The sequence below is a fragment of the Alishewanella sp. HL-SH05 genome, from assembly GCF_052655985.1.
In genome coordinates this window covers 3,184,120-3,198,894 of the sequence record NZ_CP199753.1, presented here as the reverse complement: position 1 = coordinate 3,198,894, position 14,775 = coordinate 3,184,120, and the positions used below count along the sequence as shown (strand labels likewise).

Genomic DNA, 14,775 nt, shown 5'->3' with positions numbered 1-14,775 from the left:
TGTTCTGTATGACAGCAAGCTGACCTTTTTGTGAGCGATACAATTATAATTTGCTGAGTACTTCAGCGGGTAGTGCTAATTCATCATTACGGTTAACACCCACACCGCGAGTTAAAATGTTTTGTGCGATTTGCTTGGCTTCGTCTAATGAATGCATCTGCGCAGTGCCACATTGATAGATATTTAATTCTGGAATATCTTTTTGACTGGCAACATGTAACACATCCGTCATCGCGGCTTGCCAAGCTTGGCCTACACGTTGCTCATCTGGCGTACCAATTAAGCTCATGTAAAAACCGGTGCGGCAGCCCATTGGCGAGATATCAATAATCTCAACGTCAGCACTGTTTAGGTGATCTCGCATAAAACCAGCAAATAAGTGTTCTAAAGTGTGAATACCTTTCTCAGATAAGATCTCTTCGTTCGGTACACAAAAACGTAAATCATAAACGGTGATTGCGTCCCCCTTAGGCGTGTTCATCTTCTTCGCAACCCGAACGGCAGGCGCTCGCATAATGGTATGGTCTACGGTAAAGCTATCAAGTAATGGCATAGCGGATCCTATTTAAAAAAAGTGTTGGTCGATTATAGCCCTGAGCGGTGGTTTAAGTTAACCGCTTTTCAACAAAAGCCGCGTTAAAGTCATTTAACTGAGACAAAATCAAAAAAAATCACGTTGATAACCTTGAATAGAACAGGGCTAATCCCCACTAATTTACCATCGCAACGATACATTGTTCAGAATATTAGGTGGAGAGAAATTATGGGTAGAATTATTGGTATTGACTTGGGTACAACCAACTCTTGTGTGGCTATTTTAGATGGCGATAAGCCAAGAGTATTAGAGAATGCTGAAGGCGCTCGTACTACGCCATCCATCATTGCTTATGCAGAAGATGGTGAAGTTTTAGTGGGGCAACCAGCAAAACGTCAAGCGGTGACAAACCCTAAAAATACTCTATATGCAATCAAGCGTTTAATCGGTCGTCGTTTTGAAGACGAAGAAGTACAACGCGACATCAAAATCATGCCGTTCAAAATTGTTAAAGCAGACAATGGTGACGCTTGGGTTGAAGTAAAAGACCGAAAATTAGCTGCGCCACAAATTTCAGCTGAAATCTTGAAAAAAATGAAGAAAACCGCTGAAGATTATCTTGGTGAAGCGGTTACTGCCGCCGTTATTACGGTTCCAGCCTATTTCAACGACGCGCAGCGTCAAGCCACGAAAGATGCTGGCCGTATCGCAGGTTTAGACGTTAAACGTATTATCAACGAACCGACAGCTGCGGCATTAGCCTACGGTATGGATAAAAAGAAAGGCGATACCAAAGTTGCAGTATATGACTTAGGTGGCGGTACTTTCGATATCTCTATTATTGAAATTGATGATGTTGATGGCGAGCAAACGTTTGAAGTATTAGCGACTAACGGTGATACTCACTTAGGTGGTGAAGACTTTGATAACCGCGTAATCAACTACTTAGTTGAAGAGTTTAAGAAAGAGCAAGGCATGGATTTACGTAATGATCCTTTAGCCATGCAACGTTTAAAAGAAGCAGCAGAAAAAGCTAAGATTGAGCTGTCATCTGCTTCACAAACTGAAGTTAACTTACCGTACATCACTGCAGATGCCTCGGGTCCAAAACACCTGAACATTAAAGTGACTCGTGCTAAGTTAGAATCTTTGGTTGAAGATTTAGTACAACGCACCCTAGAGCCATTGAAAAAGGCGCTTGCTGATGCCGATTTAAGCGTCAGCGAGATCAACGAGATTATTCTTGTTGGTGGTCAAACGCGTATGCCGAAAGTACAAGAAGCCGTTACCGCTTTCTTCGGTAAAGAGCCTCGTAAAGACGTTAACCCAGATGAAGCCGTTGCGGTTGGTGCGGCCATTCAAGGTGCGGTGCTGTCAGGTGATGTTAAAGACGTTTTATTACTGGATGTTACCCCGTTATCACTGGGTATCGAGACCATGGGTAGCGTGATGACAGCACTGATTGAGAAAAACACCACTATCCCGACCAAAAAGTCGCAAGTGTTCTCAACGGCTGATGATAACCAATCTGCCGTAACGATCCATGTGATTCAAGGTGAGCGTAAACGCGCTTCAGATAACAAATCTCTGGGGCAATTTAACTTAGAAGGTATCCGCCCAGGTCGTCGTGGCGAGCCACAAATTGAAGTGACTTTCGATTTAGATGCGGACGGTATTTTACACGTATCGGCGAAAGATAAAGACACCGGTAAAGAGCAAAAGATCACCATCAAAGCTTCTTCAGGTTTAAGTGAAGAAGAAATTGATAAAATGGTGCGTGATGCCGAAGCGAATGCTGAAGAAGATAAAAAGTTCGAAGAAATGGTGCAGGCACGTAACCAAGCCGATGCTATGGTACACTCTACCCGCAAACAGCTGGAAGAAGCCGGTTCTGCCTTAGCTGCCAATGATAAAGAAGCTATCGAGAACGCGATTACCGATCTGGAAAAAGCGATGAAAGGCAGCGATAAAGCTGACATCGAAGCGAAAACCCAGGCCTTGTTACAAGCTTCGCAAAAACTGATGGAAGCAGCACAAGCTAAAGGTCAGCAGGGTGGTGAAGAAACTGCTCAGCAGTCTGGTGGCGATGATGTTGTTGACGCTGAGTTTGAAGAAGTTAAAGACGACAAGAAGTAATTATCACCCATATCGGGCTGCAGCATAATCTGTAGCCCTTTTACTGAGAATTAAGCACAGATCTATGTCCAAGCGTGACTATTATGAAGTATTAGGTGTCGCTAAAGGCGCCGATGATAAAGAGATCAAAAAGGCTTATAAACGCCTCGCCATGAAATTTCACCCCGATCGCACTCAGGGTGATAAAGCCATGGAAGAGAAGTTTAAAGAAGTGCAAGAAGCCTATGAGATTTTGTCTGACGACCAGAAAAAAGCCGCCTATGATCGCTTCGGCCATGCCGGGGTAGATCCGAATCGTGGTGCGGGTGGTGGCGGCAATGCTGACTTTGGTGATATTTTCGGCGACGTGTTCGGTGATATCTTCGGAGGCGGTGGCCGTCGCGGTCAATCACGGGCTCAGCGCGGCTCAGATCTTCGTTATAACTTAGAACTGACATTAGAAGAAGCCGTTAAAGGTAAATCAGTCGACATTAAAGTGCCGACGATGGTCGGTTGTGATAGCTGTGATGGTTCAGGTGCCAAAAAAGGTACTTCAGCCAAGAACTGCCCAACCTGTCATGGTGCTGGCCAAGTGACGATGCGCCAAGGCTTTTTCGCGGTACAACAAACCTGTCCTACTTGTAGTGGTCGTGGCAAGATTATTCCTGATCCTTGCAACAAATGTCATGGTGAAGGCCGCATTGAAAAAACCAAAACGCTGGCAGTTAAAATCCCTGCGGGTGTAGATACCGGTGACCGTATTCGTTTAACCGGCGAAGGCGAAGCAGGCATGCATGGCGCTCCGGCGGGTGATTTGTATGTGCAGGTTAGCGTTAAGCAACACGCCATTTTCCAGCGTGATGGTAACAACCTGTATTGTGATGTGCCGTTAAGCTTTGCAACCGCAGCTTTAGGTGGTGAAATTGATGTGCCGACCTTAGATGGCCGGGTTAAATTAAAGATCCCAGCTGAAACACAAACTGAGAAAATGTTCCGCCTACGTGGCAAGGGCGTGCAATCAGTGCGTGGTGGGGGTGTCGGTGATTTAGTGTGTAAAGTGGTGATCGAAACGCCAGTGAATTTATCTGAGCGGCAAAAAGAGCTACTAAGACAATTAGACGATAGCATGGCTGGCGACAGTGAAGCCAAGCATCGGCCGAAGTCAAAAGGGTTCTTCGATGGTGTGAAGAAGTTTTTTGATGATTTAACTAATTAATTTCTTAAGTAAAAAAATAAACCACCCATAATCGGGTGGTTTTTTTATGCCAGCAGAGTAAACTGGTCAAATGTGTTCGATGAGTTTGCAAAAGGATTTAAGATGATAAAGAAATTATGGGTGTCAGCCATTTGTACCGTGTTATTGGTGGCCTGTGCTGAGTCACCGACCGGACGTCGTCAAGTGATGCTGTACGATAACCAGCAATTAAGCACCATGGGTGCACAAACCTTCGAAGAAATGAAAGCGGTGGAAAAAATCAGCAACGATGCTGAAATTAATCGCTACGTGTTATGTGTCAGCAATGCCTTACTGAAAGTGACTCCTGATGAATACCAGCAGCAAAGCTGGGAAATTGTGGTTTTTGATAGCGAACAAGTGAATGCCTTTGCGTTACCCGGTGGTAAGATTGGCGTTTATACCGGCTTGTTAAAAGTGGCAGAAACACCAGCACAATTAGCTGCAGTAGTGGGGCATGAGATTGCGCACGTGATGGCAGGGCACAGTAATGAACGGCTTTCTACTAATCAATTCTTACAAATGGCCCTAGCTTTAGGCGATGCCGGCTCTAAAGCCTACGGCGTGCAATATCAGCAAGAATTAATGGCAGCATTAGGAGTTGGTGCACAATTAGGCGTAGCCTTACCGTTTAGCCGAGCTCATGAAACAGAATCTGATATAATTGGCCTCGAATTAATGGCAAAAGCAGGTTTTGACCCAAGCGAAGCGGTTAACTTATGGCGCAATATGGCGAAGGCCAGTGGCCCTGCTGGCCCACAATTTTTGTCGAGCCACCCTGTACCCGAAACGCGTATTACCACGTTGAAAGAGATGATGCCAACGGCCACTAGCGCTTTCACACAACGTAAAGCGGCTGGGAATTTGCCAAGTTGCCGCAAACCGGCTAAATTATAGATAGGTAATTCTAATTAAATAATGTCAGTTTTTTTTTACACTAACCCGATAGTATTAATATTGGGTTTAAAACAACCCCATAAAAATCAGACATCTGTATTTATGGTGCGCAAATTGCATGTTTAGTGGTAAGCTCATAGAATTCAACTTGTTGTAGGAAGGTTTATATGCAAGGAAACAACCCGAAAGATCAACACGATGCAAAAGTCAGTCGTCGTAAATTTCTCACCCGTACCGGTGCCGGTTTGGTTATTGCATCTATACCTGGTAAGTCGGTTTGGGCAAGAACTCCAGGTGTAACAGGTTCAATTGTTGTTTCTAGCAATGGCTCTGATATGGGAGACACCGTTAATTTTGCGTTACGTTCACCTGGCTATTTTAAGAATTCTGCTAAAAATTATAATAGTGCTAAATTTAGAGACATCTTTGGTGGTAATCCTGTTTCTCCTGCAACAAAGAAAACAACTATTTGGACATTACAAGACGTATTAAACAACCCAGGTGAAAGCCCTAAGAAAGGTTTGGGTGGTCCATCTAACGTGAATTATTTTTTAGTTTGTATTTATTTGAATGCTTGCTACTGCTATAACTCGAGAAGCACGGCTCACGGAATATCTTTCCCAGTTGTTGGTTATGATAAACAATTTAAAACATTACAAAGTTTTGCGAGTTATTTATACCAAGAGGCTTTGATGAATCCAGTGGGTACGGGAACCGCATTGTCCAAAATGGTTGATGATTTTCATGTTTAATGGTGAATAGTGCCAAACTTACCTTTACGACTAAAAAGAAATATTATCTATCATAGTTTCTCTGATCGTTCTGGTACTGTTTTTTTTAATATTAATACCGGTGAAACTTTAGGTTTAGGTTTTGATGCTGCAGATATGGCTCGGATTCTAGCTAATGAGCACGCGCTTTTATCCGATGCCAACGCATTAAAAGAACTGGTTAAAGTTATTGATTTCCCAATTAGCTGTAATAATTCTGATAAATGAAAACCGCTAACCGATTACTCTTACCTCCGTTTTGCTTTAACATTGAAACTGACTTATCGCTTGTTCTCGACAATCTAAAACATATTTATCAGCATGCGGTGTTTAATACTGAACAGTTACCAGATTATCAATTAAGAGTGTGCCATTCATCTGGTATAAGGCGTTTTTTAAAACCTCAGGCTCGTTTTTTTTCTGATCAGCTAGAACCCTTTCAACCTCTGCAATCACAACAGGCTTTTGCCATGCTGGAATGGGGAATGAACTGGACTGTTGCCTGTAATGAAATGCAATATGTTGTTATACACTCAGCGGTGTTAGCAAAAAACAATAAAGCGATTTTGTTCCCAGCCCCACCTGGCTCTGGTAAAAGTACGTTAACTGCGTATTTAGCTTTTAATGGTTGGCGGTTGTTATCCGATGAGATGGCGCTGATATTACCTCGCACGCGAACTGTTCAACCCTTTGTTCGGCCAATCTGTCTGAAAAATCGTTCTATAACATTAGCGCAAAGCTGGTTTCCTAATGCAGTGTTTTCTAGCGTTGCAAAGGGAACACATAAGGGCGATGTGATTCATTTATCTCCACCAGTTGAAAGCTGGCAGGCTGCAACGATTCCTGCGGAAATTGTTGGCGTTGTTTTTCCCTGTTATACCGATGACACAGAATTAGATATTTATAAGCTTAATCAAACACAAGGCTTTATGCAGCTTGCAACCAATGCGTTTAATTATGGTGTTATTGGTACAGAGGGTTTTGATACCTTGTCGGCTATTATGGAGCAAGTTCCTGTATTTGAAGTTCGTTATAACGATGTATCAGAGGTAGCAAAATTTTTAGAGCAGGAGTTGTTATAAATTGTCGCTTAATCAGTTATTGTGCCAGTTGTTTATCAACCCCGAATCGGCATTGCAGCTAAGCACTGAACAATGGGTAAACGTTGTTTTGGTGCTGCGCCATCAGCAATTACTTGCACGTTATAGCTATCGCTTCAAAAGCGCTGGGATGTTTACAAATTTATCCCAATACGCGCAGCACCATTTACGCAATGCCGAGATCCTTGCAGATAAACAGTACCGCCAAATTGATACTGAGGCAGCAGAGCTCACGGCTTTGATGGCACCATTAAATGTCACCCCCGTATTCTTAAAAGGTGCTGCTTATGCGCTGCAGCCTAATCTAAAACCTGGTCTTGGCAGGACGTTTAGCGATATTGATCTGCTCGTACCTAAGCAAAATATTATGGCGATTGAACAACGTTTAGCATTATTTGGTTATTTGGGAGAGCCTATTTCCGCTTATGATGAGCATTATTATCGAAATTGGACGCATGAGATCCCACCTGTGCGGCATCATGCACGTGGCACCGTATTAGATATCCATCACAACCTAGTTCCTTTAGTGTCGGGGCGCGCCCCAAACATCGCTGCTTTCGAACGGCATGTTATCACGACTGATCAAGGCTATGCGGTGTTGGATTTGCCTGCGATAACTTTGCATAGTTTGATTCACCTGTTTTTTAATGAAACCTTTAAAAACGCTTTTCGTGACCTGACCGATTTGCATCTGTTGTTTAGTGATTTTAGTGAAGAAGATTGGACCGAAATCCTCAAACTTAGCGCTGAAACGGGTTTCCAGTTCGAGCTTATGCTCGCAGTGCGTTATTGTCAGCAGTTGTTGCAAACAGCGGTTCCTTGCTGGGTCTGTCAGCAACTGGAAAATGGCCAACCTGCGGCTTGGCGCATGCGCTTGCTCGATTTTATTTTCGGTTACACATTATTACCCAAACATCCGTTAACGACCTCTAAGAAACAAAAGCTTGCGGTATTTTTTGCCTTTGTCCGCGGCCACTTTTTAAAAATGCCATTGCACATTTTGCTCGGGCATTTAACGATGAAAAGTTTCTTCGGGCTAAGAGATGCCATTTTTGGTAAGCATCAGTTTAGCCCGAAAAAGAATTAAGCGCTTTGAGAGGAGCGACGCAGCACTATTACACCCAGTGCCACGATGAAAAGTAACATACAGTAGTAATTATAAGTAATGACCTGCCATGGTGAAATGCTAAAGCTCGCACCTAACAGCAACGCCTGCGCACCATAGGGTACCAAGCCCTGACTGATACAAGCAAAGATATCCAATAAGCTCGCGCTGCGTTTCGGGGTGATCTGGTGCTGCTTTGCTAAATTGCGGCTCACATCACCCGTTAATACGATCGCCACCGTGTTGTTAGCAATACACAAGTTACTGATAAAGGCTAAAGCGGCAATCGCCAATTGCTGGGCTTTGTTGCCGGCCAGTTTAATATTTGAAGTTAACTTCTGTATTTGTGACGAAATCCACTGTAAGCCACCTTGCTGATTGATGAACTCACTCAAGGCACTTACTAACATCGCCAGTAAGAAAATTTCCTGCACGTTAGCAAAACCGGTAGCAATATCGGTACCTAAACCGCTAATCGCGTAATCTGCAAAAATACTCCCTTGCAAAGCAGCCAGTAAAATACCCAGCAGTAGCACAACAAACACATTCAGCCCCATTACGGCCAACAATAAGATGGCGGCATAGGGCAGCACGCCAGTCCAATTAACCGTTTCGCTCACAATGGCTGTGGGTTCGGTTGTCATTAGGCTAAAAGCGATGAGGGTACAAAACGCGGCTGGTAGGGCAATTTTAATGTTCTCTTTAAATTTGTCCGCCATCTTGGCACCTTGCGTGCGAGTTGCGGCAATGGTGGTGTCTGAGATAATCGACAGGTTATCGCCAAACATGGCGCCGCTGAGTAACACACCGGCTACCAAAGCTGGCTCTAAATCCGCTTGGTTGGCTAAGCCAACGGCAATTGGTGCCAAAGCGCCTATCGTACCCATCGACGTGCCCATCGCGGTGGAAACCAGTGCTGCAATAATAAATAAACCGGGTAATAAAAATTGGGCAGGGATCACACTGAGACCGGCATTAACCACCGCATCAACCCCGCCAGTGGCTGTTGCCACACTAGCAAAAGCACCGGCAAGCAGATAGATTAAGCACATGGTAATAATATTATGATTACCCGCCCCCTTAACCATCACCTCAATTGATTGGGTTAACGGCGCGCGATGCAACCAAATAGCTAAAATTAACGCGGGAATAATGGCAACATGCCCAGGCAATTGATAGAACGCATAATCGACGTTTTGGCTTTGGAAATACAAGCCGCTTCCGAGAAACAGCAGAATAAAAAACAGTAATGGCAGCAGCGAACGGCGCGCGCCAACAGTGGCAACAGTATTCAATTTAGCGACCTCATAAAATGGCTGCGCAATATATAGATGGCCAGACGTCTTGTCAATGCGGCCGCGTTGGCTGCAGGCCATTTAGGTTGCAGCTATGTGCATTTGAGTTTACACCGCTAAGGTAAAGTATTCTTGATAATAAAACCAAGTATTTACCGCAAGCGATGCAGAATAAAAAACTATAAGGCTAGATTTTCTAGCAAGGAGCAGTGATGGATCCGCAGCAAAAGCTATCATCTAAACGATTTATCCCCTTTTTCTTTACTCAAGCCTTGGGCGCGTTTAACGATAATGTATTTAAAAACGCCTTGATGCTGCTTCTCACTTTCGGCGCTGCCAGTGCCATGCCTTGGAGTGTTGATGTCAGTATGAACTTGGCTGCAGGCTTATTTATCTTACCTTTTTTATTGTTTTCTGCGACTGCCGGTACTTTGGCTGACAGTTTATGTAAAACAAGGCTGATCCAGCGCTTAAAGCTACTAGAGGTGGGGTTGATGTGTTTGGCTGCACTGGCCTTTATGTTTGAGCAATATGTGTATTTATTGGGTGTGCTGTTTTTAATGGGCGCGCAATCGGCATTTTTTGGGCCGGTGAAATACGCCATATTGCCGCAGCTGTTAACGGACAAACAGTTACTCGGGGGAAATGCTTGGGTAGAAATGGGCACGTTTATTGCCATTTTACTCGGTACTGTCGTCGGTGGTTTATTGGTGGGTATTAACAATGCGAATACCTGGATTGGCTTAATGGTGATTTTCTTTGCGCTGGCGGGTTACCTGGTGAGTTTGCAAATCCCTAAAGTGGGGGTGGTAGAAAATGCGCCTCACTTTCATTTTGCGCCGTGGCAGCAAACCTTAGCAACGGTGCGAATTAGCTATCAAAATCGCACTTTATATTTGGCGATTATGGCCATTAGTTGGTTTTGGTTTTTAGGTGCCAGCTATTTAACGCAATTTCCAAATTTTACCAAAACCGTTTTAGGAGGCGATAACACCGTCGTTACCGCATTGCTGGTGGCGTTTTCTGTCGGTGTGGGTATAGGCTCTTTGTTGTGTGAGCGCTTGTCGGGTAAGCGTGTCGAACTGGGTATCGTACCCATTGGCTCTATCGGTTTAACGTGTTTTGGTATCAGTTTATATTTTAGTACGCCGGCAACAGTGTCTTCTGAGTTATTAAGCTTACCGGCGTTTTTAAGCAGCAGTTTTGGCTGGTGGGTGTTACTCGATTTGAGTTTAATCGGCATGTTTGGTGGGCTATTTATTGTGCCTTTGTATGCGTTATTACAGCAACGAGCTAATCCTACCGAACGCGCCCGCATGATTGCCGCTAATAACATCTTTAATGCACTGTTTATGGTGGTAAGTGCTATCGCCGGCATTGTGTTCTTAACCATATTTGAGCTGAGTATTCCGCAGTATTTTTTAATTCTAGCGCTGATGAACGCTGTGGTTGCCGCTTATGTCTACAGCCAAGTGCCGGAGTTTGCGCTGCGTTTTGTTATTTACTTATTAAGCCACACACTGTATCGCGTTAAAGCAAGCGGTTTAGAGCATATCCCAACTGAGGGCCCTGTCGTTTTAGTCGCTAATCATGTGAGTTATGTCGATGCTCTATTAATTGCGGGTGCGGTGCGCCGCCCCGTTCGCTTTGTTATGGATCAGGGTATTTTTAAGATCCCTGTGGCTAATTTACTGTTTCGAGCAGCAAAAACCATTCCGATTTGCAGTAAGCATAAAGATGAAGCTGTGTATGAAGCTGCCTTTTCGGCGATTGCGCGCGAGTTAGCGGAGGGAAATGTTATTTGCATCTTCCCGGAAGGGCACCTAACCAAAGACGGTGAAATTGATCGGTTTCGCCCGGGTATTGAGCGAATTATTGCTGAGTCGGCTGTGCCTGTGGTGCCGATGGCGCTGCAAGGATTATGGGGGTCGTTCTTTAGTCACCATGGCAAAGGCGCATTTAAAATTAAAGGTCGTTTTTGGTCAAGGGTAAAGCTGCATGTCGGCCCCAGTGTCGCAGCTGAACAGGTCAGTGCTGCCGGGTTAGAGCAGCAAGTCCGGCAGTTGCGAGGCAATTATCTTTAAAGGTTATGATTCAACATAATTAACATTTCCCATGTTAAAGATGTTGGTTTGTGTCCAAAATCTTTACAGAATTAGGCTTCTCTTAAATTTAGCAGGCTTTCAATGTTAACTGGATGGCTTGATATGTAAGTGATGCGACGAAAATGTTACGCTGGGCACGGTAATTGCTTATTATTTGATCGCCTATTAGGGCTTATAATTAATATAATTTAGCAAGGACTCGGTATGACTCTACTCAATCTAAAAAAAATAAAGCAGTTAATCTTACTTCAGCTGATATTTGTTTTTGCACCGGTAAATGCGGCTATCATTCTTTCAGATGTATATATATTTGGTGATAGCTTATCAGATACAGGGAATACACGTGCGACAGTACCCCTGGGGACTTTTGGGCCGGTTGCCGCTTTAGCAGGTTATGGTCCTAATGGAAGATTTTCAAATGGGATACTTTGGCATGAATATTTAAGTACCGATCTTGGTCTTCCAACTTCTCGCTCTACTGCCGGTGGCAATAACTTTGCTTATGGTGGCGCTCAAATCAATAACGATACCGGTGTTTCAACGGGTGTTTTGAATCAATACCAACAATATCTTAATCGACTGGGTTCATCGCCATTTGACGCTGACGCTCTTTATATCGCTTGGGCGGGAGGTAACGATATGCGAGCATTAGTGGGCTCGGCAAATCCGTTCATGGCAGTTACCAGCGCGGTTAACAGATTCAAAGATATGTTGTCGGGTATGTTAGTTAATGGCGCAATGACATTATTAGTGCCTAATTTACCCAATCTGGGGTTGATACCTGAGTTTGCTAAAACAAGTAACAGCTCATCTGGTACTGAGGTCTCAGTATTATGGAATACGTTACTAAATGATATGTTGATTGACTTAGCTAAAAGCTCCACAGCTGATATTTACATGCTCGACGTATATTCAATTTTTAGTAATCTTCTCAATGATCCCGCATCCGAAGGGTTTACCAATACTTCAGATGAATGTCGTTCTGTAACAGGTGGTTTTTTTGCTTCAGAGCGTAGCTGTTCAAACTCAAATCAATACTTATTTTGGGATGAAATTCATCCGACAACTGCAGCACATCGTGTTTTAGGTAGAGAAGCACTGGCATTATTAAACAGTGATCAAACCGTTTATCAACAAGTGCCTGAACCAACAATGTTCTATATTTTTGCTGGTTTTGTTTTAATGCTGATCCGTAAAAATCAGTTGAAACTCAAAAATATTCATTAATAAGCTGCGGTTTACCCCTCTTATTCTCCGTTAAACCTTGAATCTGTGCCGAAACGTTCGCATTAAGTTTACTGCACATCATCTTGGTATTAGCGGAGTTCAACATGTTTAATTTTTCTTATCAAAATAGTACTCGTATTCTTTTTGGCCAAGATCAGATAAAGCAACTGGTAAACTTGATTACACCACAACAAAAAGTGTTGCTGCTGTACGGTGGCGGATCGATCAAAACCAATGGTGTTTATCAGCAGGTAACCGCAGCTTTGCAGGCGGCAGAGGTGATCGAGTTCTCAGGTGTTGAGCCTAATCCTAATTTTGAAACGTTAATGCGTGCGACTGATATTGTGCGACGTGAGAAAATAGATTTAATTTTAGCGGTAGGCGGTGGTAGCGTAATTGATGGCGCTAAATTTATTGCTGCAGCGGCGTTATTTGAAGGTGATGCTTGGGATATTTTGGCAAAAGGCGCCAGCGTTGAGCAAGCGCTGCCGATTGGTTGTGTTTTAACGTTACCGGCCACCGGTTCTGAAAGTAATGGTAATTCGGTTGTCACGCGTTATGAAATCAAACAAAAATTAGCGTTTTCCAGCCCTTGGGTTTACCCACAATTTGCCATTCTTGATCCTACCGTGACGTACAGTTTACCGCCGAAACAAGTGGCAAACGGTGTGGTCGATGCCTTTGTACATGTGATGGAGCAATATTTAACGTATCCGGTGAATGCTCCGGTGCAAGATCGTTTTGCAGAAGGGTTATTATTAACTTTAATTGCTGAAGGGCCCAAAGCACTGTCTGATCCACAAAACTATGCTGTGCGCGCCAATGTCATGTGGGCCGCAACGATGGCGTTAAATGGTTTAATTGGCCAAGGTGTACCGCAAGACTGGGCAACGCATATGATAGGCCATGAAATTACTGCTTTGTTCGGCCTGGATCATGCACAAACCTTAGCCATAGTGTTACCGGCTTTAATGCAACAGCAACGCAGTCAAAAGCGCGAAAAGCTGTTGCAGTATGCAACGCGGGTCTGGCAGTTACAGCATCAAGATGAAGAGCGTTTAATTGATGAAGCCATTAGTCATACGCGGTATTTCTTTGAGCGCATGGGGATACCGACGCGTTTAGCCGATTATGGCATACAAGCTGAAGCGATAGAGCAGTTAGTGAGCAAGTTAGTGCAGCACAACATGCTGGCATTAGGCGAACATCAAGATATTACACCCGAGGTGTCTCGCCGTATTCTGCAACTGGCGCTGTAAGCCATTTCAAATAAAAGCCGTCTTTCATTTCAGGCGGCTACACTTCTTTCTTCTATCTGACGCTGTTTTTTGGTCTAATAGTCAATATTCAGATGAACAGCAGAGTAAGTGATGAGTACAATCGGTATTTTTGGCGCTAATGGCCGTATGGGGCGGGCGCTGGTCAGTGTCGCAAAAGAACAACAATTGTCTTTAACGGCAGCAACGGTACGCAGTGGCTCAGCGGTCTTAGGCCTGGACGCTGGCGAATTAAGCGGTTGTGGTGCTGTGGGGGTGCCAATAGAAGCGACTTCTGCAAACGCTGTAGCAAAAGCTGATGTATGGATCGACTTTACTATGCCTGAACCCATGTTAGCGCAATTACAAATCGCTGTGGCTGCAGGTAAAGCCATGGTCATTGGCGTGACCGGCTTAACGGATCAGCAGTATGCGCAAATCCAACAAGCCAGTCAGCATATCGCCATTGTTTGGGCCCCTAATATGAGTGTCGGCGTGAATTTAATGCTGCATTTAGCACAAACTGCCGCCAAGGTGATGGGGAATACAGCCGATATTGAAATTATTGAAGCGCATCATCGCTTTAAAAAAGACTCTCCTTCGGGTACGGCAATGGCCATTGGGGCAAGCATTGCGCGAAGTTTAGATCGCGATCTTGCCGAGGTTGCGGTGTATGGTCGCGAAGGCATGATTGGTGAGCGCTCACAGCAAACTATTGGTTTTGCTACGGTAAGAGGCGGTGACATTATTGGCGATCATACTGCACTATTCGCTGATATTGGTGAAAGACTGGAAATAAGCCACAAAGCTTCCAGCCGAAACACCTTTGCGCAAGGCGCACTGCGAGCTGCTTTGTGGTTGCAAAATAAACAGCCAGGACTTTATACCATGCAACAAGTGCTCGGATTGCCGCAGTTAGATTAAACTTTTGCGGCATTTAGCTGAAAATAATGTTAAAGGCTGTGTTTTTGTAAAATAACAAAAAAATCATGGCTAATTTCGCGCTGATAGCCTAAAATATCGAGGTTTGCCTGTAAGCACAGAAATTATCTAGCTCGCGACTGATTCTTTGAAATCATTAGGCGAAGGCAAATACGGGTATCAGAATTTTAGGTCAAAACGGGTTGTAAAACGTT

At 44.1% G+C, this 14,775-nt stretch carries 13 protein-coding genes; 11 read left to right on the top strand and 2 right to left on the bottom strand.

Annotation, left to right across the window (positions count from 1 at the left end):
* Positions 1 to 43 precede the first annotated feature (43 nt).
* Positions 44 to 553: an S-ribosylhomocysteine lyase gene (luxS, locus tag ACUJFL_RS14630; RefSeq protein ID WP_226751185.1), complete on the bottom strand. Its 510-nt coding sequence runs from the start codon at positions 551 to 553 to the stop codon at positions 44 to 46.
* A 210-nt stretch (positions 554 to 763) separates the two neighbouring features.
* On the opposite strand from luxS, the gene dnaK reads away from it, so the two are divergent.
* The 7 genes from dnaK (at position 764) to ACUJFL_RS14595 (ending at position 7,738) form a co-directional block, all read left to right on the top strand.
* The gene (dnaK, locus tag ACUJFL_RS14625; protein WP_226751186.1) at positions 764 to 2,671 is read left to right on the top strand and encodes a molecular chaperone DnaK; all 1,908 of its coding nucleotides are present in this window, start codon (positions 764 to 766) and stop codon (positions 2,669 to 2,671) included.
* 64 nt (positions 2,672 to 2,735) lie between these two features.
* Positions 2,736 to 3,866: a molecular chaperone DnaJ gene (gene dnaJ, locus ACUJFL_RS14620; protein WP_445427878.1), complete on the top strand. Its 1,131-nt coding sequence runs from the start codon at positions 2,736 to 2,738 to the stop codon at positions 3,864 to 3,866.
* Positions 3,867 to 3,968: 102 nt separating this feature from the next.
* Positions 3,969 to 4,781, top strand: a complete 813-nt coding sequence (locus tag ACUJFL_RS14615; protein ID WP_445427877.1) for a M48 family metallopeptidase — start codon at positions 3,969 to 3,971, stop codon at positions 4,779 to 4,781.
* Between the two features lie 167 nt (positions 4,782 to 4,948).
* Positions 4,949 to 5,533: a hypothetical protein gene (locus ACUJFL_RS14610; RefSeq protein ID WP_445427876.1), complete on the top strand. Its 585-nt coding sequence runs from the start codon at positions 4,949 to 4,951 to the stop codon at positions 5,531 to 5,533.
* A 9-nt stretch (positions 5,534 to 5,542) separates the two neighbouring features.
* Complete coding sequence (locus ACUJFL_RS14605) at positions 5,543 to 5,779, top strand: hypothetical protein (protein WP_445427875.1); 237 nt, start codon at positions 5,543 to 5,545, stop codon at positions 5,777 to 5,779.
* On the top strand, positions 5,776 to 6,633 hold the full coding sequence (locus tag ACUJFL_RS14600) for an HprK-related kinase A (RefSeq protein ID WP_445427874.1): 858 nt from the start codon (positions 5,776 to 5,778) through the stop codon (positions 6,631 to 6,633). Before ACUJFL_RS14605 ends, ACUJFL_RS14600 begins: the two co-directional genes overlap by 4 nt.
* Before the next feature lies 1 nt (position 6,634).
* On the top strand, positions 6,635 to 7,738 hold the full coding sequence (locus tag ACUJFL_RS14595; protein WP_445427873.1) for a nucleotidyltransferase family protein: 1,104 nt from the start codon (positions 6,635 to 6,637) through the stop codon (positions 7,736 to 7,738).
* On the opposite strand, the gene ACUJFL_RS14590 is transcribed toward ACUJFL_RS14595, so the two are convergent.
* Positions 7,735 to 9,051, bottom strand: coding sequence for a Na+/H+ antiporter NhaC family protein (locus tag ACUJFL_RS14590; RefSeq protein WP_445427872.1), 1,317 nt, complete (start codon positions 9,049 to 9,051; stop codon positions 7,735 to 7,737). The two genes, ACUJFL_RS14595 and ACUJFL_RS14590, sit on opposite strands and share 4 nt — an antisense overlap.
* A 212-nt stretch (positions 9,052 to 9,263) precedes the next feature.
* On the opposite strand from ACUJFL_RS14590, the gene ACUJFL_RS14585 reads away from it, so the two are divergent.
* The 4 genes from ACUJFL_RS14585 (at position 9,264) to dapB (ending at position 14,563) form a co-directional block, all read left to right on the top strand.
* On the top strand, positions 9,264 to 11,135 hold the full coding sequence (locus tag ACUJFL_RS14585) for an MFS transporter (protein ID WP_445427871.1): 1,872 nt from the start codon (positions 9,264 to 9,266) through the stop codon (positions 11,133 to 11,135).
* A gap of 225 nt (positions 11,136 to 11,360) precedes the next feature.
* Positions 11,361 to 12,383, top strand: coding sequence for an SGNH/GDSL hydrolase family protein (locus ACUJFL_RS14580; protein WP_445427870.1), 1,023 nt, complete (start codon positions 11,361 to 11,363; stop codon positions 12,381 to 12,383).
* A 104-nt stretch (positions 12,384 to 12,487) separates the two neighbouring features.
* The gene (locus ACUJFL_RS14575) at positions 12,488 to 13,642 is read left to right on the top strand and encodes an iron-containing alcohol dehydrogenase (protein WP_445427869.1); all 1,155 of its coding nucleotides are present in this window, start codon (positions 12,488 to 12,490) and stop codon (positions 13,640 to 13,642) included.
* A gap of 111 nt (positions 13,643 to 13,753) precedes the next feature.
* Entirely contained in the window at positions 13,754 to 14,563 is an 810-nt protein-coding gene (gene dapB / locus ACUJFL_RS14570) for a 4-hydroxy-tetrahydrodipicolinate reductase (RefSeq protein WP_445427868.1), read from the top strand.
* Positions 14,564 to 14,775 lie beyond the last annotated feature (212 nt).